The sequence below is a fragment of the Streptomyces sp. NPDC007863 genome, from assembly GCF_040633895.1.
Lineage (GTDB): Bacteria > Actinomycetota > Actinomycetes > Streptomycetales > Streptomycetaceae > Streptomyces.
This window is the reverse complement of sequence record NZ_JBEYEI010000007.1, coordinates 220,594-239,135: the sequence shown is the minus strand read 5'-3', so window position 1 is coordinate 239,135 and position 18,542 is coordinate 220,594. Positions and strand designations below refer to the sequence as shown.

The 18,542-nt window shown below is 73.5% G+C and carries 16 protein-coding genes and 2 tRNA genes; 7 read left to right on the top strand and 11 right to left on the bottom strand.

Annotation, left to right across the window (positions count from 1 at the left end; genetic code table 11):
* Positions 1-80: 80 nt before the first annotated feature.
* The 3 genes from ABZ621_RS13830 to pgsA are packed head-to-tail and all read right to left on the bottom strand — an operon-like array spanning position 81 to position 2,799.
* Positions 81-1,235 carry a glycosyltransferase family 4 protein gene (locus tag ABZ621_RS13830; protein WP_360603970.1) on the bottom strand — a complete coding sequence of 385 codons (1,155 nt, stop codon included), beginning with the start codon at positions 1,233-1,235 and terminating at the stop codon, positions 81-83.
* The gene (locus tag ABZ621_RS13825) at positions 1,232-2,137 is read right to left on the bottom strand and encodes a phosphatidylinositol mannoside acyltransferase (RefSeq protein WP_360603968.1); all 906 of its coding nucleotides are present in this window, start codon (positions 2,135-2,137) and stop codon (positions 1,232-1,234) included. The genes ABZ621_RS13830 and ABZ621_RS13825 overlap by 4 nt, the downstream gene beginning before the upstream one ends.
* Entirely contained in the window at positions 2,134-2,799 is a 666-nt protein-coding gene (gene pgsA / locus ABZ621_RS13820; RefSeq protein WP_360603966.1) for a phosphatidylinositol phosphate synthase, read from the bottom strand. The genes ABZ621_RS13825 and pgsA overlap by 4 nt, the downstream gene beginning before the upstream one ends.
* A 262-nt stretch (positions 2,800-3,061) precedes the next feature.
* Between pgsA and ABZ621_RS13815 the strand changes: the two genes are divergently transcribed.
* Positions 3,062-5,269 (top strand): elongation factor G-like protein EF-G2, encoded by a 2,208-nt coding sequence (locus ABZ621_RS13815; RefSeq protein WP_360603964.1) that lies wholly within the window; start codon positions 3,062-3,064, stop codon positions 5,267-5,269.
* Between the two features lie 199 nt (positions 5,270-5,468).
* The gene (locus ABZ621_RS13810; protein ID WP_360603962.1) at positions 5,469-7,127 is read left to right on the top strand and encodes a hypothetical protein; all 1,659 of its coding nucleotides are present in this window, start codon (positions 5,469-5,471) and stop codon (positions 7,125-7,127) included.
* Between the two features lie 68 nt (positions 7,128-7,195).
* Here the strand turns inward: ABZ621_RS13810 and ABZ621_RS13805 are convergent, their stop codons facing one another.
* On the bottom strand, positions 7,196-7,759 hold the full coding sequence (locus ABZ621_RS13805) for an HIT domain-containing protein (RefSeq protein WP_169092680.1): 564 nt from the start codon (positions 7,757-7,759) through the stop codon (positions 7,196-7,198).
* A 65-nt stretch (positions 7,760-7,824) separates the two neighbouring features.
* On the opposite strand from ABZ621_RS13805, the gene ABZ621_RS13800 reads away from it, so the two are divergent.
* Positions 7,825-8,529, top strand: coding sequence for a potassium channel family protein (locus ABZ621_RS13800; RefSeq protein WP_360603959.1), 705 nt, complete (start codon positions 7,825-7,827; stop codon positions 8,527-8,529).
* A 29-nt stretch (positions 8,530-8,558) separates the two neighbouring features.
* On the opposite strand, the gene thrS is transcribed toward ABZ621_RS13800, so the two are convergent.
* From thrS to ABZ621_RS13785, 3 genes are all read right to left on the bottom strand, one after another.
* Positions 8,559-10,535, bottom strand: coding sequence for a threonine--tRNA ligase (gene thrS, locus ABZ621_RS13795; protein ID WP_360603957.1), 1,977 nt, complete (start codon positions 10,533-10,535; stop codon positions 8,559-8,561).
* Positions 10,536-10,646: 111 nt separating this feature from the next.
* Positions 10,647-11,987 (bottom strand): hypothetical protein, encoded by a 1,341-nt coding sequence (locus ABZ621_RS13790; RefSeq protein WP_360603955.1) that lies wholly within the window; start codon positions 11,985-11,987, stop codon positions 10,647-10,649.
* A complete protein-coding gene (locus tag ABZ621_RS13785; protein ID WP_360603953.1) occupies positions 11,987-12,553 on the bottom strand; it encodes a DUF4365 domain-containing protein in 567 nt (188 codons plus the stop codon). Before ABZ621_RS13785 ends, ABZ621_RS13790 begins: the two co-directional genes overlap by 1 nt.
* Positions 12,554-12,674: 121 nt before the next feature.
* Between ABZ621_RS13785 and ABZ621_RS13780 the strand changes: the two genes are divergently transcribed.
* On the top strand, positions 12,675-13,403 hold the full coding sequence (locus tag ABZ621_RS13780) for a 3'-5' exonuclease (RefSeq protein WP_360603951.1): 729 nt from the start codon (positions 12,675-12,677) through the stop codon (positions 13,401-13,403).
* A 64-nt stretch (positions 13,404-13,467) separates the two neighbouring features.
* On the opposite strand, the gene ABZ621_RS13775 is transcribed toward ABZ621_RS13780, so the two are convergent.
* Positions 13,468-13,539, bottom strand: a tRNA-Val gene (locus ABZ621_RS13775).
* Positions 13,540-13,610: 71 nt separating this feature from the next.
* On the bottom strand, positions 13,611-14,057 hold the full coding sequence (locus ABZ621_RS13770; RefSeq protein ID WP_360603949.1) for an SRPBCC family protein: 447 nt from the start codon (positions 14,055-14,057) through the stop codon (positions 13,611-13,613).
* An 80-nt stretch (positions 14,058-14,137) separates the two neighbouring features.
* On the opposite strand from ABZ621_RS13770, the gene ABZ621_RS13765 reads away from it, so the two are divergent.
* Positions 14,138-16,579, top strand: a complete 2,442-nt coding sequence (locus tag ABZ621_RS13765; protein ID WP_360603947.1) for a hypothetical protein — start codon at positions 14,138-14,140, stop codon at positions 16,577-16,579.
* Between the two features lie 61 nt (positions 16,580-16,640).
* Here ABZ621_RS13765 and ABZ621_RS13760 read toward each other — a convergent pair.
* Together ABZ621_RS13760 and ABZ621_RS13755 are read right to left on the bottom strand one after the other, a co-directional pair.
* A tRNA-Val gene (locus tag ABZ621_RS13760) sits at positions 16,641-16,712 on the bottom strand.
* A 54-nt stretch (positions 16,713-16,766) separates the two neighbouring features.
* Positions 16,767-17,189, bottom strand: a complete 423-nt coding sequence (locus ABZ621_RS13755; RefSeq protein WP_360603945.1) for a TIGR02611 family protein — start codon at positions 17,187-17,189, stop codon at positions 16,767-16,769.
* Positions 17,190-17,378: 189 nt separating this feature from the next.
* On the opposite strand from ABZ621_RS13755, the gene ABZ621_RS13750 reads away from it, so the two are divergent.
* Positions 17,379-17,792, top strand: coding sequence for an SsgA family sporulation/cell division regulator (locus tag ABZ621_RS13750; protein ID WP_030493555.1), 414 nt, complete (start codon positions 17,379-17,381; stop codon positions 17,790-17,792).
* Positions 17,793-17,982: 190 nt separating this feature from the next.
* Complete coding sequence (locus ABZ621_RS13745; protein ID WP_360603943.1) at positions 17,983-18,540, top strand: CGNR zinc finger domain-containing protein; 558 nt, start codon at positions 17,983-17,985, stop codon at positions 18,538-18,540.
* Positions 18,541-18,542: the final 2 nt, after the last annotated feature.

The window sequence follows — 18,542 nt, the reverse complement described above, 5'->3', positions numbered from 1 at the left end:
GGCCCGCGTTCCGCTCGGGGCGGAACGGGCGGGCACGGCGGAACCGGACCCGGCAGGGGGCGCGGCACGCGCAGGGCCGGCTACAGGCCCAGTCGGGCGCGGAGGCCACCCGCCTTCTCGTCCGTGTCGACCGCCGCCGCTCCGTCGGTGACGGTCTCGTACACGGCCAGGATGTCCGCGCCGACCGTCGACCAGTCGAACCGCCGCACGTGCGCCGAGCCGCGCGCGCTGAGCTCGGCGCGGCGGGCGGGGTCGGCGAGGAGCCGGATCGCCGCGTCGGCCAGCGCGTCCGCGTCCTCGTTGGCGAAGAGCTCGCCGGCCGCCCCCTGGTCCAGGACCTGCGCGAACGCGTCCAGGTCGGCGGCGAGGACCGGCGCGCCGGCGGACAGCGCCTCGACGAGGATGATGCCGAAGGACTCGCCGCCGGTGTTGGGCGCCACGTACACGTCGACGCTGCGCAGCAGCCGCGCCTTGTCCTCGTCGCTGACCATGCCGAGGAACTCCACCCGGGAGCGCATCTCGGGCGGCAGCGTCGCCACCGCCTCCTCCTCGTCGCCGCGCCCGGCGACGAGGAGCCGGGCGCCCGGCCGCTCGGTGAGGATCCGGGGCAGCGCCCTCATCAGGACCGGCAGGCCCTTGCGGGGCTCGTCGATCCGCCCGATGAAGCCCAGCGTCTCGCCCTGCCAGGCCTCCTTCGGTTCCGCGCCGGCGAAGAAGTCGACGTCGACGCCGTTGGGGATGACGACGGCGTCGCCGCCGAGGTGCTCCACCAGGGTCCGGCGCGCGTACTCGCTGACCGCGATCCGGGCGCTGATCTTCTCCAGCGCCGGCTGGAGGATCGGGTAGGCGGCGAGCATCGCCCGCGAGCGCGGGTTCGAGGTGTGGAAGGTGGCGACGATCGGGCCCTGCGCCGCCCAGCAGGTGAGCAGTCCCAGCGAGGGCGAGGTCGGCTCGTGGATGTGGACGACGTCGAAGGTGCCGTCGTGCAGCCAGCGGCGGACCCGCGCGGCGGAGAGGAAGCCGAAGCTGAGCCGGGCCACCGAGCCGTTGTACGAGACGGGCACGGCGCGGCCGGCGGAGACGACGTACGGCGGGAGCGGGGTGTCGTCGTCGGCGGGGGCCAGGACGGAGACCTCGTGCCCCAGCCGGATCAGGTGCTCCGCGAGGTCGCGGATGTGGAACTGGACGCCGCCCGGTACGTCCCAGGAGTACGGGCAGACGATTCCGATCCTCACGGTGTGCGCTCCTCCAGGTCGGCCAGCCAGAGGCGCTGGAGCATGTGCCAGTCCTCCGGATGGTCCGCGATGGCCCCGGCGAAGGTGTCGGCGAGGGCCTGTGTCATGAGGGACGCCTTCTCGCCGCGGGTACCTGACTCGGGTACCTCCACGGGCGCGTGCACCTCGCCCTTCATGACGTCGGTGTCGTCGTACCAGAGGGTCACCGGCAGCAGGACCGCGTCGGTCTGGAGGGCGAGCATGGCCGGTCCCGCGGGCATCCGGGTGGCCTCGCCGAAGAAGGAGACCTCGACGCCGGAGGCGGACAGGTCCCGGTCGGCGACCAGGCAGACCAGGCCGCCGCCCCGCAGCCGCCGGGCGAGGGTCCCGAAGGCGGCGCCGCCGGTGTGCGGCAGCACCTCCATGCCGAGGGACTCGCGGTAGGCGACGAAGCGGTCGTACAGCGATTCGGGCTTGAGCCGTTCGGCGACCGTGGTGAAGGGCACGCCGAGGGCGCGGGTCACCCAGACGCCGGCCAGGTCCCAGTTGCCCATGTGCGGCAGGGCGAGGATCACGCCCCGGTCGGAGGCTATGGCGTCCTTCAGGACGTCCTCGCCCTTGATCGAGAAGCTGTTCGCGGCCCGCTCGCGGCTCCAGGTGGGGAGCCGGAAGGACTCCATCCAGTAGCGCATGTACGAGCGCATGCCGGCCTTCGACAGTTCGGCGAGCCGCTCGGGCGTGGCGTCGGGCACCACGCGCGCGAGGTTGGACTCCAGGCGCAGCACGCCCTTGCCGCGCCGCTTCCACACGGTGTCGGCGATCTTCCGGCCGAGGGCCCTGGCCGCCGGTTCCGGGAGCTTCTTCACGGTGGCCCAGCCGAGGCCGTACAGCCCGTCGGCCACCTTGTCCTTCAGCGCGCTCACGTCGCGGCTCCGCTTCCCCCGGCGGCCGCGGCGGCGTCCGCCTCGGCCGATTCCCTGCGTACCGTCACAACCCGCTGTCCCAGGGTCACGGCCGAGCCGACGGCCACGATCCACAGCGCGATGGGCAGCAGCACGTCGATCCCCGGCACGCCGAAGGCGTGCAGTCCGGCGAGGCCGGCGGCGACCAGCGAGATCACGAGCCGTTCGGCCCGCTCGATCAGGCCGTTGACCGCGACCGGCAGGCCGATCGATTCGCCACGCGCCTTGGTGTACGAGACCACCTGGCCGCTCGCCAGGCAGAAGATCGACACCGCGCACAGCACGTTGTCGTCGCCCTTGCCGGCGTACCAGAGGGCGAAGCCTCCGAAGATCGCCCCGTCGGCGACCCGGTCGAGGGTCGAGTCGAGGAAGGCGCCCCAGCGGCTGGAGATCCCGGCCTGCCGGGCCATGTTGCCGTCGACGAGGTCGGAGAAGACGAAGAGGGTGATGACGATCGTGCCCCAGAAGAACTCGCCCCTGGGGAAGAAGACCAGCGCACCGGCGACCACTCCCGCCGTGCCGATCAGCGTCACGGCGTCGGGGCTGACGCCCCGGCGGAGCAGAAACGCGGCGAACGGTGTGAGGACACGCGTGAAAAACGCACGCGCGTACTTGTTCAGCATGGCCTTCCCGAGGTTTCGGCGGGCCGCGCGGTCCCATGACCACCGGCTCACCCATCGTAGCCACGCGCGTGGCGCCGCACGGGAGCGCACCCACCCCGCCGCGTCACCGTACCCCTGGAGGCCCACCGGTGTACGACGTATGGACGCGTCACGAGGTCGGTGCAAAGCTCGAAGGAGCACCCCGCGGGCACCCCCGGAGCCGCACCGCGACGCCGCTCCCCCGCGCCCGCTCCCCTCACCGCCTCGCAGCCGGGAGGACATCATGGGCGACAAGGCGCACACCCCCGCCGGAGCCGCCGGCAGGGCACCGACGGCCGACCGGCCCTCGGAGGTACGGAACGTGGTGCTGGTCGGCCACAGCGGCTCGGGCAAGACGACGCTGGTCGAGGCGCTGGCCCAGACCGCCGGGGCGCTCGGCAGACCGGGCCGGGTCGAGGACGGGGCGACCGTCTCCGACTACGACGAGATCGAGCACCGCCAGCACCGCTCCGTCCAGCTCTCCCTCGTCCCGGTGGGCTGGGACGGCATCAAGGTCAATCTGCTCGACACCCCCGGATACGCCGACTTCGTCGGAGAGCTGAGGGCCGGTCTGCGCGCGGCGGACGCGGCCCTCTTCGTCGTCTCGGCCGCCCAGGAGGCCGACGCGGTCGCCGCCTCCACCCGGATGGTCTGGGAGGAGTGCGCGGCCGTCGGCATGCCCCGCGCCATCGTCGTCACCCACCTCGACACCGCCCGCACCGACTTCGAGGAGCTGACCCGGGTCTGCGCCGGGCTCTTCGGCGCCGACGACCCCGACGCCGTGCTGCCGCTCTACCTGCCGGTGCACGGCCCGGAGGGCGCCGACGGCCATGCCCCCGCCACCGGCCTGATCGGCCTCCTCTCCGAGCGGGTCTTCGACTACGCGACGGGCGTCCGGAGCGAGCTGCCGCCCGCGGACGCCGACCGGGAGCCGATCGCCGCGGCGCGGGCCCGGCTCATCGAGGGCATCATCGCCGAGAGCGAGGACGAGACCCTGATGGACCGCTATCTCGGCGGCGAGGAGATCGACGTCGACACCCTCGTCGGCGACCTGGAGAAGGCGGTCGCCCGGGGCGGCTTCCACCCCGTGCTCGCCGCCGCCCCGGCCACGAACGGCGGCGGCCAGGGCCTCGGCACCGTCGAGCTCCTGGACCTCATCACCCGTGGCTTCCCCTCCCCGCTGGAGCACGAGCCGCCGGCCGTCACCTCCCCGGCCGGCGAGCCCCGCCCGCCGCTCGCCTGCGACCCCGACGGGCCGCTCGTCGCCGAGGTCGTGAAGACCGCCGCCGACCCCTACCAGGGCCGGATCTCCCTGGTCCGGGTCTTCTCCGGCACGCTGCGCCCCGACGACACCGTGCACGTCTCCGGGCACGGCCTGGCCGACCGCGGTCACGAGGACCACGACGTGGACGAACGGGTCGGCGCCCTCACCTCCCCCTTCGGCAAGCAGCAGCGGCCCATGGCGCACTGCGTCGCCGGCGACCTCGCCTGCGTGGCCCGGCTCGGCCGCGCCGAGACCGGCGACACCCTGTCCGCGAAGGACGATCCGCTCCTCATCGAGCCGTGGCCGATGCCCGAACCGCTGCTGCCGCTCGCCGTCGAGGCGCACGGCAAGGCCGACGAGGACCGGCTCTCGCAGGGCCTGGCCAAGCTGGTCGCCGAGGACCCGACCCTCCGCCTGGAACAGAACCAGGACACCGGCCAGGTCGTCCTCTGGTGTCTGGGCGAGGCCCACCAGGACGTCGTCCTGGAGCGGCTGCGCGGCCGCTACGGGGTGCGCGTGGACGCCGTCCCCTACCGGGTGCCGCTGCGCGAGACCTTCGGGGCACCCGCCTCCGGCCGCGGACGGCACGTCAAACAGTCCGGCGGACACGGCCAGTTCGCGATCTGCGAGATCGACGTCGAACCCCTCCCGCCGGGCAGCGGCATCGAGTTCGTCGACAAGGTCGTGGGCGGCGCGGTCCCCCGCCCATTCATCGGCTCGGTCGAGAAGGGCGTACGGGCCCAGGCCGCGCGCGGGGTCGCCGCCGGGCATCCGCTGGTCGACGTCCGGGTGACCCTCAAGGACGGCAAGGCCCACTCGGTGGACTCCTCCGACGCCGCCTTCCAGACGGCCGGCGCGCTCGCCCTGCGCGAGGCGGCCGCCGAGGTCCCGGTCCACCTCCTGGAGCCGGTCGCGGAGGTGCGGGTGCTCGTCCCCGACGAGTACGTGGGCGCCGTGATGAGCGACCTGTCCGGGCGGCGCGGCCGGGTCGTCGGCACCGACCAGGCGGGGCCGGGCCGCACGGTCGTCAGGGCCGAGGTCCCGGAGATCGAGATCGGCCGGTACGCCATCGACCTGCGGTCCGTCTCGCACGGCACGGGCCGCTTCGACCGCAGCTACGCCCGGCACGAACCGATGCCCCCTCAGATCGCCGAACGCCTCCGCGAACAGACCGGGAAGGGTTCATAGTTGACGTGGCGACAGCGGTCTCCGTCCGCCCGGCACCGTAGCGGGCGGACGGGTTCCGGTCAGCCTTGTCCACAGCTTCCGGCCGGGGTTGTCCACAGCCGGTGACGCATACCACGCCGCCCGGTTACGCTGTGGTGCCCAGCTCGGCGGCGGTGCCGGGCGCGGCAGTCGGGAACGGCCCGCACAGGTAATCGCGGTGATGGGGGCGGAAGTGGCGATCGACGGTTTCGGACCGGGGGCACAGATCCCGCTCCAGGGCGGCAGCGGCCTGACCGGGGCGACGAACGCGCTGGCCTCGGCCGCGTACCGGGACAGCCCCCTGGAGACCATTCAGGAAGCCGACAACGAGCACTACAAGACCGGGGTCAAGAAGGGCAAGTGGGAGAAGCTCTTCCGCCCCGACCTCGGCGAGGCGTTCTCCCGGGCCGTGCAGGTCCGGATGCTCGGCGGCGGCCGCAAGGCGCTCATCCAGTCCTTCGGCGCCGAGCCCCAGCCGGTCGTCGAGCACTGCCTGGCGGCCACCCACATCCGCCGGCGCCGCGACCTCAAGCTGACCCTGGTCACCTTCGTCTGCGGCTTCCTCTTCCTGCCCGGGCTGCTGCTCTGGCTCGGCGTGATCTACCTGCGCCGCACCGCCGCCGGGAACGCGAACAAGAAGACCAGCCTGATCGGCACCGTCCTGCTGTGGGCGATGGGCATCGTCGCCGTCCTGTTCCTCCTCAAGCTCCCCTTCGACGGCATACTCCCCAACTACCTGCGGGCGATGATCGTCGCCCCGGTGATCGGCTGGTACCTCGCGAGCCGGATCTGCCTCGGCGCCGCCGTGGACCTCCGCGAGCGGTGGACCGGACTGCTGAGCGGCGGCGGCATCAGCGCCCACGTCCCCAAGTCCGTCCCCACCGACCCCGGTGAGAAGTCCGCCGAGGAGCTCCGGCTCAACCTGGAGAAGCTCTCCGCCGAGCAGCAGTCCAACGTGGTCTTCTACGCCGGCCCCAAGGGCATCCTCGGCCTCGGCACCCGCTGGGGCAGCTGGACGCTCGCCGAGGAGCTGGTCCCGGTGGCCGGCCGGGAGATGCACGACTTCCGCGCCTGGGACCTGATCCGCAAGATCCACGACCAGCTCACGCTCCTGGAGCGCGGCTCCCTGAAGACCGGCTTCCCGAAGCCCACGGTCAAGCACTGGATCGTCTCCCCCGTCGGCGAAGGCGCCGACGAGGTCAGCCGCCCCGAGGGCGACAACATCGTCCACTACCAGGTCAAGCCCCACGAGATACAGCGGATCTGCAACGAGCAGCAGTTCGACGCCGGCAACCGCCACTACCTGGGCGTCCAGTTCACGCTCTGGGACGGCAACGTGGTCCTGACCATGATGGTCACGGTGACCTCGCTCCACCACACCCTGCGCATCGAGGTCACCGGCCACGCCCTCGGCCCCGTCCACGGCCTGTTCACCACCAAGCCCAAGGCGAAGACCAAGGAGGTCTCCAAGACCGTCCGCTTCTGGGAGACCAAGGAGATCCCGCAGCCGCTGCTCGGCACCGACGACATCGTCCGGCTCGCCGTCCGCGCCCCGCTCACCTGGTACCCGCCGGTCCTGGACTACCTGGGCGGCAAGATGACCCTGCCCGAGCCCTTCGGACTGCGGCACGTGTGGGCCGGACCGCTGTGGAAGAACCGCTTCATGGCCGACGACGCCATCCGCATGGCCACGCCCGTGCTCCGCGCCGTCCACACCGCGACGATCCGCTTCCTCGGCGAGCACAACGTCGACACCGAGCGCTTCACCAACCGCTCCCTCGTCCTCGGCGGCTCCGTGCAGGAGCCCGGCCCGAGGAAGGCCGACGTCTACGACGCCTGACGTCCCCGCGCGGGGACGCGTACGGCCCCGGGGCGCGCGCCCCGGGGCCGTACGGCGAGGAAGTCGGCTCAGACGGTGGCCGGCCAGGCGTCGGCCAGCATCTTCCGGGTGTCGGCCAGCAGCTGCGGCAGGATCTTGGTGTGGCCCACGACCGGCATGAAGTTGGTGTCGCCGCCCCAGCGGGGCACCACGTGCTGGTGCAGGTGCGCGGCGATCCCCGCGCCCGCCACGGCGCCCTGGTTCATGCCGATGTTGAAGCCGTGCGCGCCCGACGCCGCCCGCAGGGCGATCATCGCCCGCTTGGTCAGGTCGGCCAGCTCCGCCGTCTCGGCCGCGTCCAGGTCCGTGTAGTCGGCGACGTGCCGGTAGGGGACGACCATCAGGTGCCCGCCGTTGTACGGATACAGATTGAGGACCGCGTACACGCTCGCGCCCCGGGCGATCACCAGCCCGTCCTCGTCCGACTTCGACGGGATCGAACAGAACGGACAGCCGTCGTCGGCGCCCGGCCCGGTCGGCTTGTTCTCCCCCTGGATGTACGCCATCCGGTGGGGCGTCCACAGGCGCTGGAACGCGTCCGGCGCCCCCACCCCGATCTGCTGCTCCGGCTCAGTCGTCATGCTGTGCAGCATATTGCGTCGCCCGTTCGGAACGTGTCGGCGGGGCGAGGGAAGCCGCCTCGGGTGATCCTGATCGGATGAGCGAGAGGCCCCCGAAACCGCCCCGGCAGGAACGCTGGGACCGCCGCATGGAGCTGCCGCTCGCCGTGGCCTCCGTCACGTACCTCGCCGGGTACGCGGTCCGGGTCCTCGCCCGCGACCACCTCCCCCGGCTCGGGGTGGACGTCTGCGTCGGCGTGGTCCTCGGCGCCTGGGCGATCTTCATCGTCGACTACGCGGTACGGCTCCGGCTCAGCGGCCAGCGTCCGCTCCGTTTCGTCCGCACCCACCTCATGGACACGGTCGTCCTGCTCCTGCCCCTGCTGCGCCCGGTCCGGATGGTGACCCTCTACGACCGGGTCCAGCGCCGCCGGGACCAGCCGCGGCTCAGCCTCTACGCCCGGGTCATGGTCTACTCCGGCCTCTCCGTCTCCCTGCTCGGCTTCGCCGCCGCACTCACCGTCTACCACCACGAGGCCGGTGCCCCCGGCGCCTCGATCGTCACCTTCGGCGACTCGGTCTGGTGGGCCTGCGCCACGCTGGCGACGGTCGGCTACGGCGACGTGGCCCCCGTGACCCCCATCGGCCGGATCGTCGCGGTCGGCCTGATGGCCTGCGGCCTGGCACTGCTCGGCGCGGTGACGGGTTCGTTCTCGTCCTGGCTGATCCAGGCGTTCACCAGGGAGGACGAGAAGCCGGGGAACGGGGAAGGCCCCCGGGGGGACTCCCCGGGGGCCTCCTGACCACGCGCTCGGCGGGACGCGCCGGGCCGTCAGACCTGGACGCGCTCCTCGACGATCTTGGCGATCTTGGCGATGGCCTCGTCGGCGGGGATGCCGTTCTCCTGCGAACCGTCGCGGTAGCGGAAGGAGACGGCACCGGCGGCCATGTCCTCGTCACCCGCGATGACCATGAAGGGGACCTTCTGCTTCTGCGCGTTGCGGATCTTCTTCTGCATCCGGTCCGAGGAGGAGTCGACCTCCACGCGCAGGCCCTGCTTCTTCGCCTTGGCGGCGAACTCCTGCAGGTACTCGACGTGCGCGTCGCCGATCGGGATGCCGGTCGCCTGGACCGGGGCCAGCCACGGCGGCATGGCGCCCGCGTAGTGCTCCAGGAGCACCGCGAAGAAGCGCTCGATCGAACCGAAGAGCGCGCGGTGGATCATGACCGGGCGCTGCTTGGTGCCGTCCGGAGCGGTGTACTCCAGGTCGAAGCGCTCCGGCAGGTTGAAGTCGAGCTGGACGGTCGACATCTGCCAGGTACGGCCGATGGCGTCCCGTGCCTGGACCGAGATCTTCGGGCCGTAGAAGGCGGCGCCGCCCGGGTCGGGGGTGAGCGGCAGGCCCTGCTTCTCGGCGACCTGCTGGAGGACGGCGGTGGCCTCCTCCCACACCTCGTCGGAGCCGACGAACTTCTCCGGGTCCTTGGTCGACAGCTCCAGGTAGAAGTCCGTCAGACCGTAGTCGCGGAGCAGGTTGAGGACGAAGGTGAGGGTCTTGTCCAGCTCCTCCGCCATCTGCTCGCGGGTGCAGTAGATGTGCGCGTCGTCCTGGGTGAAGCCCCGGGCCCGGGTCAGACCGTGCACGACGCCGGACTTCTCGTACCGGTACACGGTGCCGAACTCGAACAGGCGCAGCGGCAGCTCACGGTAGGAGCGCCCGCGCGCGTCGAAGATCAGGTTGTGCATCGGGCAGTTCATGGGCTTGAGGTAGTAGTCCACGCCCTCGTCGAGCTGCATGGGCGGGTACATGCCCTCGGCGTACCAGTCGAGGTGGCCGGACTTCTCGAAGAGCTTGCCCTTGGTGGCGTGCGGCGAGTAGACGAACTCGTAGCCCTCCTCCTCGTGGCGCTTGCGCGAGTAGTCCTCCATGACCCGGCGGATGATGCCGCCCTTGGGGTGGAAGACGGCGAGGCCGGAGCCGATCTCGTCCGGGATGGAGAAGAGGTCGAGCTCGTTGCCCAGCTTGCGGTGGTCGCGCTTCTCGGCCTCGGCGAGGAAGTCGAGGTGGGCCTTCAGCTCGTCCTTCGACGGCCAGGCGGTGCCGTAGATGCGCTGCAGCATGGGGTTCTTCTCGCTGCCGCGCCAGTAGGCGGCCGCGTTGCGCATCAGCTTGAACGCCGGGATGTTCCGGGTGGTGGGCAGGTGGGGACCGCGGCAGAGGTCCTTCCAGCACAGCTCGCCGGTCTTGGCGTCGAGGTTGTCGTAGATGGTCAGCTCGCCGCCGCCCACCTCGACGTTCGCGCCGTCGTCGGTCGACGCGGAGCCCTTGATGCCGATGAGCTCCAGCTTGTACGGCTCGTCGGCGAGCTCCTCGCGGGCGGCCTCGTCGGTCACCACGCGGCGGGCGAAGCGCTGGCCGCGCTTCTGGATCTCCTGCATCTTCTTCTCGATGGCCTTGAGATCCTCGGGCGTGAACGGCTTCTCGACGTCGAAGTCGTAGTAGAAGCCGTCACGGACCGGCGGGCCGATGCCCAGCTTGGCCTCGGGGAAGAGCTCCTGCACGGCCTGCGCCATGACGTGCGCGGTCGAGTGGCGCAGGATGTTCAGGCCGTCCTCGGAGGAGATCTCGACGCCCTCGACGACCTCGCCGTCGGCGGGCTCGTACGAGAGGTCCTTGAGGTCGCCCGCGACACGGGCGGCGATGACGGTGCGGTCGTCGGCGAACAGGGCGCCGGCCGTGGTGCCCGCGCTCACCGTCCTCTCCTCAGATCCCGAGGCGGACTGGACGGTCACACGGACTTCTGACACGGGTACTCCATGCATCGGGGCGCTGGCAGACACGAGGTGCCGGCGCCGGCGGCGCGCGGCAGAGACGAGGTGCCGCGTCCCCTCGATCTTACGGGCCCGCCCGCGCCCCGCTCACCGGTCCTCCTCCGGCCCGCACGCCTCCTCGAAGAAATCGAGGTTCTCGTGCAGTGCCTTCATCAGCCTGTCCCGCTCCGTCTCGTCCACCTGTACCGGGACCACGCCGGAGGCCTCGGTGAGCCGGCGGAAGCCGCCGCGGCTCTCCAGCCGGCCGACGACCCGGATCGGGAGGCCCACGAGGTGGGCGTGGCCCGCCGTGCGGTACGCCTCCTCGTCGAGCGCGACGCGGACGTGGCCGACCTCCGCGCCGCCGAGCACCCGGAGCTTGACCGTGCCCTCGCCGCGCGGTCCCGAGCGGCGCAGCCGGACGACGGCGCCGGTGATCCGCACCGGGACGGAGGGCTCGTCCGTGAGGTAGCGGGCGCTCGCCTCGCGCAGCGCGGGCAGGTCGCCGGGGGAGAACTCGACGGGCTCGGGGCGGGCGGCGCAGCCCTCGGGGACGCCGGCGGCCGGGGCCCATTCGAGGGCGACGCGGGCGCCCTCGGTCCCCCGGACGAGGGCGACGAGCGCCTCGGTGAGCTCGCGGCTGACGCCGGCCTCGACGGCGGAGTCGAAGGCCTCCATGCCGCCGGTGGCGCGCTGGTAGTCGACGGCCTCGCGGGCGGCGTGCAGCGCGTGGTAGAGCCGGACCGCGACCGGGCGGCCGGGCGGGACGGGCAGGAAGGCGGTGAGGACCCGGCCGCCGGGGTCGGTGCCGACGACGACGGGTTCGAGGGCGGCCCGGGCGGCGGAGCGGTGCCGGGAGCCGTGGTAGCCGGCCCGGCCGCGCACGGCGAGGGCCCCGGCGAGGAGGATCCCGCGGGCGGCGGCGCGGAACTTCTCCTGCGCGGGCCAGGGCACGGTGCCGGCCGGGCCCGGGGGCACCTCGCGCCACCAGCGGACCTCGTCGCTGGGGACGGCGAGGCCGGTCAGGACCTCGCGGGCGGAGGGGGCCGCGCTGCGGGCGAGGGCGGTGAGGGCCTCGCCGATGAGGTCCTCGCAGTCGGGGAAGGCGAGGCTGTCGGGGACGAGGAGGCTGGTGCCGCCGCTCGCCTGCCCGCCGGGCGGGGTCCAGCGGCCGTAGCGGCCGGCGGCCCCGCCGCGGCGCTGCCAGCCGTGGCGGGCGAGGAGGGCGCCGAGGACGCGCGGGTCGACCCGGCCGGGGTCGGGGACGCCGTCGCCCGGGGAGGACCAGGAGCCGGCGGGGCCGGCGGCCGGGACGGGGTGGGACCGGTACGGCGACGGGACGGGCCCGGGTGCGCCCCGGTCGCCCGACCCGTACCCGCCGCCCGTCCCGTCCCCGGTCCCGTACCCGTCCCCCGTCCCGTATCCGGAGTCGTCGATCGGTCGGTGCATCAAGGTCTCCCTCCCCGGCCGACCCGGGTCATGATCTCGCAGAGCGCCCGGTCGTCGAAGATCCGCGCCGTGGGGACGCGCACGGTGGTCCGGCGGCGTCCGGTGACCGGGTGCCCGGCCAGGTTCATCCAGTAGCAGCAGTGCCGCAGGTCGAGCCGGTCGTGGCTCGCTCGCAGCCAGTCCTCCGGGTCTCTCGGGACGATCATCACGACCAGGATCTTGTGCACCGCCACGGGCGTCCGGGCGAGCTTCACCAGGTGGTCGTTGTCGAGGGTGAAGGGGAAGGTGCTCCCCGTCGGGTGCGGTGGCAGTTGGTAGGTGCACTTCAGCTGCACCTTGATGGTGACCTCGTCGTCGACGGTGTGTCCGGGCGAGCCGTGGCTCACGTGCCAGTCGACGCCGTTGTCCGGGAAGGGCTGCGCGAGCGAGCAGCCCGCCGCGGCGGCGACGGCGTGCAGGTATCCCACCTGGAGGGTCTCCATGCAGGCGGTGGTGGCGAGTGAGCCGCGTGCCGGGGCCGCCCGCTGGGGCGGCAGCCCTCCCGACTCGGGCTTGGCGAGCGACATGTGAACGTCCTTCCCCGTCACCAGTGTTGTGACCGGTCCGCGTACGCCGCAAACAGGGCGGGTATCACCGCTTCGGGGCAGGGGGTTGGCCATCTGCCGCGCGGGTGCGAGGAGTTCGGGTATGACGACGAACTGGTACGAAGGGCCCCTGGCCGCTTTCGACACGGAGACCACCGGAGTGGACGTCGAGCAGGACCGGATCGTGTCCGCCGCTCTCGTCGTCCAGGACGCGGCCGGGGCGCGGCCCCGGGTGACCCGCTGGCTGGTCAATCCGGGGGTCCCGGTCCCGGAAGGGGCCACGGCGGTGCACGGGCTGACGGATGATCACCTCCAGCGCAACGGCCGGTGGCCGTCGCCGGTGATGGAGGAGCTGGGGCGCGCCCTGGCGGAGCAGAACGCGGCGGGACGGCCGCTGGTGGTGATGAACGCGCCGTTCGACCTCACCATCCTGGACCGGGAGTTGAGGCGCCATCGGGCGTCGACGCTGGGCCGGTACCTGGAGCACACCTCGCTGTGCGTGCTCGATCCGCGGGTCCTCGACAAGCATCTGGACCGGTACCGCAAGGGCCGCCGGACGCTGACCGACCTGTGCGCGCACTACGAGGTGGAGCTGGAGGGGGCGCACGACGCGGCGGCGGACGCCACGGCCGCGCTCCAGGTGGTGCGGGCGGTGGGGCGGCGCTTCGCGTCCCGTCTGGAGCGGCTGTCCCCGGCGGAGCTGCACACGCTCCAGGCGGTGTGGCACGCGGCACAGGCGCGGGGCCTCCAGGCGTGGTTCACCCGGCAGGGGACGCCGGAGCTGGTGGATCCCGCGTGGCCGCTCCGTCCGGAGCTGCGGAAGGCGGCGTGAGGCGTGAGCGGTGCCGGAAACGGCTGAGGCCGGTCCGTCGTGATGACGGACCGGCCTCTCCCGGTGGGCGATACTGGGATCGAACCAGTGACCCCTTCGGTGTGAACGAAGTGCTCTCCCGCTGAGCTAATCGCCCGGGAACGGGTTGAACCATACAGGCCTTCCGGGCCGTGCTCCAAATTCGTTCGGAGCATGCGACCGGAGCGTTCATCCGGAGCGCAGGCGCGCGGCGAGCCCGCGCCGTCCTCCGCGCATCATCAGGGCGTGGTTGGCGCGGAAGAAGGGGCGGCCGGGGACGGCGAGGAGGCGCAGCAGCCGGGCGCGGACCTCGACCTCCTGCTCGTAGAGGGCGTGGGTGCCGGCGCCTTCGGCGGTGAGGGTCCAGCGGGCCCAGCCCTCCAGGTCGCCGTCGAGCCGGACCTCCAGGACGCGGGCCAGGGGGTCGTGGCGGAGGGCGCGGGCGGTGACCTCGATGTCGTACGGGAGCAGGGAGCGGAAGCGGGCGGTGCCGCTGGTGTCGTCGCGGGGGACGACGGCGCGGACCTGCGGCCACCAGAGGGGGTAGTCCTCGGCGCGGGCGAGGGCGGCGTAGACCCGGTCGGGCGGGGCGGCGAGCCGCCAGACGCTGCGGAAGCGGTACCGGCACCAGTCCATGGGTCCAGTGTGGGTACTCGGGCCGGATCTGAGTAGCAGCGCGCATTCCCCGGGCGGGGGCGCGGCGCGACACTCCGGGCATGGACATGAACCTGCCTCCGGTCGAGGAGCTGCGGCGCGTCGACGTCGAGCTGGCCCGACTCGACGCGCGCCGTGCGGAGTTGCTGGCCCGGCGGGTGTGGCTGCTCGGGGTGCTGCACTCCCCCGCCGGCCCGCCGACGGCCCCGCCGTTCCCGGGGGCGCCCCGGGCGGCGGAGACCTCGCCGCGCGGCGCGCAGAACGTGCTGCTGACGCTGGGCGGGACGCTGCTCGCGGTCGCCGCGCTCGCGTTCACGCTGGTGAGCTGGGGTTCGATGGGCATCGCGGGGCGTTCCGCGGTGCTGCTCGTGGTGACCTCCGCGGCGCTGGCGGCGCCCGTGGTGCTGCTGCGCCGGGGGCTGGCGTCGACGGCGGAGGCGGTGGGCGCGCTGGGGCTCGCGCTGACGGTCCTGGACGCGTACGCCCTGCACCGGGTGGCGCTGCCGGAGACGGACGGGCTCGGGTACGCGGCGGTCGCCGCCGCGGTCCTCGCGGGGGTGTGGGCCGGGTACGGCGGGCTGCTGCGGGTGCTGCGGCTGCCGTTCCCCGCGGCGGTGGCCGCGGCGCAGCTGCCGCTGCCACTGGGGGTGCTGGCGGCCGGCGGGGGTCCGGCGGCCGTGGCGTGGGCGACGGCGCTGACGGCGGCGGCGGACGTGCTGCTGCTCGCCCGTCCCGTGGGGGTGGCGGTGCGGACGACGGCGGGGGTGTCGGCGGCCCTCCTGGCCCTCTGGGCGCTGCCGGCGGGCGGCTGGCTGTCGCTGACGAGCCCGTGGACCGGCGGCCCGCTGCTGCTCGGCTGGGCCGCGGTCTTCCTGTACGCGGCCCGGGTGGTGCGTCCGGCCGCGCGGGTGCTGGCGATGGTGGCCGCGCCGGCGGGGGTGGCGGCGGTGGCGGGTCCGGTGCGGGCCGCGCTGCCGGCGGAGTGGGCGGTGCCGGTGTACGTGGTCTGCGGTCTGGCGGTGGCGTCGCTGTGGCGTCCGGTGCGGGCGGAGCGGATCCCGGCGGAGGTGCGGGCCGGGTTCGGGCTCGCCGGCGGCGGGATCGCGGCGCTCGGCCTGGTGTGGGCGCTGCCGCCGGTGCTCGGGGGGCTGCTCGGCCCGGCCGGCCGGAGCGCGGGCGTCTGGTCGGGGACGCACGCGGCGCCGGTCCCGGCGGACTATCCGGCGACGGCGCTCCTGGTCCTGCTGCTCGGCGCGGGCGCGGCGGCGGTGGTGCGCGGGCCGTGGGGCCGGTGGGGGGCGGTGCTGCTCGGGTGGGCGGTGCTGACGGCGCTCCCGGTCGCGCTGGAGCTGTCGTACGCGGCCGGGCTCGTCGTCCGGCTGGTGGCGACGGGCGCGGCGCTGGGCGTGGCGGTGCGGCCGGGGGTGCTCGCCCGAGGCCTGCCCGAGCCGGCCGCCGTGCCGGAGCGGCCGGAGCCGGCGGCGCGGCCCGAGGGCGCCGGCTGGGGCGTCGCGTGGACGGCCGGGGCTCCGGCGGCTCCGGTGGCGGCGGGCGCGCTGCTGTCCGGGACCGGGCTGGCGGCCGGGCTCGCCTCGGCGGGTTCGGCGCTGCTCCTGGCGCTGGACGTGCGGGCGGCGACCTTCGCCGTGCTGGGGGTGCTGCTGGGGCTGTTCGTGGCGGCGGCCGTGCTCGGTGCCGGCGCGGTGCGGGAGACGGCGGCCGGTGGCGCGGTGCTCGCGGCGGCGGGTCTCGTGGGGGCGGGAACCGCGGCGGCGGGGGTCTCCGCGGCCACGGCGGGGCTCGTGCTGCTGCTCGTCCCGGCGGGCACGGCGGTCCTGGCCGCCCGGTTCCGGTCGCTCGCGGCGGAGCTGTCGGGGGTGGCGGTGGGCGTCCTGGCGGTGGCCCTCACGGCGCCGCGTCCGGAGGTGCTCGCCGTGGCGCTGGCGCTGGGCGGGGTGATCGCGGCGGCGACGGCGCTGCGGGCGGAGCGGCGGCGGGCGGCCTCGTGGACGGCGGGCGCGCTCTTCCTGGCCGCGGCCTGGCTGCGGCTCGGCGTGTGGGGCGTGACGGTCCCGGAGGCGTACACGCTGCCGGTGACGGTGCCGGCGCTGGTGGTGGGCTTCCTGCGGCGGCGCCGGGACCCGGAGGCCTCGTCCTGGGTCGCGTACGGCCCCGGCCTCGCGGCGACGCTGGTGCCGAGTCTGATGGCGGTCTGGTCGGACCCGTACTGGGCGCGGCCGCTGCTCCTGGGGACGGGGGCGCTCGCGGTGACGCTGCTCGGGGCGCGGTTCCGGCTCCAGGCGCCGCTGGTCCTCGGCGGGGCGGCGCTCGCCCTGGTGGCGGTGCACGAGCTGGCGCCGTACGTGGTGCAGCTGGTCGGCGCGCTGCCGCGGTGGCTGCCGCCGGCGGCGGCCGGGCTGCTGCTGCTCGCGGTGGGGGCCACCTACGAGCGGCGGCTGCGGGAGGCGCGGAGGATGCGGGAGCGGCTGGCCCGGATGCGGTGATCCGGGGCCGGACGCGCCGAGGGCCCGGAGACGATGTCGTCTCCGGGCCCTCGGACCGGGGTGGGCGATACTGGGATCGAACCAGTGACCCCTTCGGTGTGAACGAAGTGCTCTCCCGCTGAGCTAATCGCCCCGGCGCACCGCAAACATTACCGCATGTCAGCGGGGCTTCCGAACCATCCCTGGGTCACTCGTCGATCTTCCAGGGCATGACGAGGCCGAACTTCCAGAGATACCAGCCGAGCAGCGCGGCGATGATGACCAGGCCGATCACGGTGAGGGTGATGTTGCGGCGCCGGACCTTGGGGTCGAGGGCACGCTGGGCGGCCTCGGTGACCTTGCGCTTGGTCCAGCGCAGGACGATCTGCGCCCAGACGAACTCGGTGGCCCAGATCGCCATGCCGCCGAAGATGACCAGCCAGCCGGGGCCGGGGAAGACGAGCATGAGGATGCCGGCCACGATCACGGCGAGTCCGACGATGAAGACGCCGACCTGCCAGCTCAGGTGGAGGCCGCGGCGGGCCTTGATGAACTCCGGCGCGCGGGATCCCAGTTCGGCCTGCTCGGCGGGCTGGGGCTCGGGGGCTCGCTCGTCACTCTCCGCATTCATGGTGCCAATTTACCCGACTCACCAGCCCCACCGGTATGGCGGTATTACCCAAAGTTACATACCGCCAGACGAGCTACCTGAACGATCACAAAACCGACAGAGGGGTTTACAACGGCACCGGAGGTGGCATGTCGATTTCGCCGACGTGCGAATCCCCGAGCGCACACTGAGCGAAAGGCCCTGGCGCTTATGAACACCGTGGTGAGCTGCGAGCTGCACCTGCGCCTCGTTGTGTCGAGCGAGTCCTCACTGCCTGTACCCGCGGGCCTGCGGTATGACACGGCGGATCCGTACGCCGTGCACGCCACCTTCCACACCGGAGCCGAGGAGACGGTCGAGTGGGTCTTCGCCCGCGACCTTCTCGCCGAGGGGCTGCACCGGCCCACCGGCACGGGCGACGTCCGGGTCTGGCCTTCCCGTAGTCACGGCCAGGGAGTCGTCTGCATCGCGTTGAGCTCGCCCGAGGGCGAGGCCCTGCTGGAGGCCCCCGCGCGGGCCCTGGAATCGTTCCTCAAGCGGACCGACGCCGCGGTGCCACCGGGCACCGAGCACCGGCACTTCGACCTCGATACGGAGCTGTCCCACATCCTGGCCGACAGCTGAGCCAGGCCATAGACCGCACGGCGTCGTCCGACTCGGGGCGACGGCGCCGCGCGGGCGGTCGCATCCGCTCGACCTCCGGCGTCCTCACCGCGCAGCCGGCGCGGTGAGGGCGCCGTCGCGCATTTCCGGGGCGCGCTAGAGTCGACGGCATTCCACGGGCGCCCGCCCGCGGCCGGCCAGGGAGCGAAGCGTGCTCATTCCCCACGACACCCGGATCGCCCTCGACACCGTCGTCGATCTCATGAACACCGCCGCCCAGGGCGACCGCGAGGACACGCTCGCGGACCTCGACGCGCTCGGCGTGTTCGTCCGCGAGCACCGGATCAGCGACGTGGGCGACCTGGACGCCGAGGACCTGCGGGCCGTCCGCGCGGTGCGGGACCGCTTCGCAGCCGTCTTCACCGCCCCCGACGCCAGGATCGCCGCCCCGCTGATCAACCAGCTGGTCGCCGCCGCGGGCACCACCCCGCAGCTCACCGACCACGACGGCTACGACTGGCACGTGCACTACTTCGCGCCGGGCGCCTCGGTCGCCGACCACCTGGCCGCCGACTGCGGGATGGCGCTCGCCTTCATCGTGGTCTCGGGCGAGCGGGAGCGGCTGCGCCGGTGCGAGGCCCCGGACTGCGGCCGGGCCTTCGTCGACCTCTCCCGCAACCGCTCCCGCCGCTACTGCGACAGCCGCACCTGCGGCAACCGGCTGCACGTCGCCGCCTACCGGGCCCGCCGCAAGGAAGCCGCCGGCTGACC

Bases quoted from the DNA above. Each gene is read 5' to 3' on its own strand.
- ABZ621_RS13805 (WP_169092680.1), bottom strand. From the start codon at position 7,759: ATGCTGCACAGCATGACGACTGAGCCGGAGCAGCAGATCGGGGTGGGG.
- ABZ621_RS13790 (WP_360603955.1), bottom strand. From the start codon at position 11,987: ATGCACCGACCGATCGACGACTCCGGATACGGGACGGGGGACGGGTAC.
- pgsA (WP_360603966.1), bottom strand. From the start codon at position 2,799: ATGCTGAACAAGTACGCGCGTGCGTTTTTCACGCGTGTCCTCACACCG.
- ABZ621_RS13755 (WP_360603945.1), bottom strand. From the start codon at position 17,189: ATGAATGCGGAGAGTGACGAGCGAGCCCCCGAGCCCCAGCCCGCCGAG.
- ABZ621_RS13780 (WP_360603951.1), top strand. From the start codon at position 12,675: ATGACGACGAACTGGTACGAAGGGCCCCTGGCCGCTTTCGACACGGAG.
- ABZ621_RS13750 (WP_030493555.1), top strand. From the start codon at position 17,379: ATGAACACCGTGGTGAGCTGCGAGCTGCACCTGCGCCTCGTTGTGTCG.
- ABZ621_RS13810 (WP_360603962.1), top strand. From the start codon at position 5,469: ATGGGGGCGGAAGTGGCGATCGACGGTTTCGGACCGGGGGCACAGATC.
- ABZ621_RS13765 (WP_360603947.1), top strand. From the start codon at position 14,138: ATGGACATGAACCTGCCTCCGGTCGAGGAGCTGCGGCGCGTCGACGTC.
- ABZ621_RS13785 (WP_360603953.1), bottom strand. From the start codon at position 12,553: ATGTCGCTCGCCAAGCCCGAGTCGGGAGGGCTGCCGCCCCAGCGGGCG.
- ABZ621_RS13815 (WP_360603964.1), top strand. From the start codon at position 3,062: ATGGGCGACAAGGCGCACACCCCCGCCGGAGCCGCCGGCAGGGCACCG.
- ABZ621_RS13770 (WP_360603949.1), bottom strand. From the start codon at position 14,057: ATGGACTGGTGCCGGTACCGCTTCCGCAGCGTCTGGCGGCTCGCCGCC.
- ABZ621_RS13800 (WP_360603959.1), top strand. From the start codon at position 7,825: ATGAGCGAGAGGCCCCCGAAACCGCCCCGGCAGGAACGCTGGGACCGC.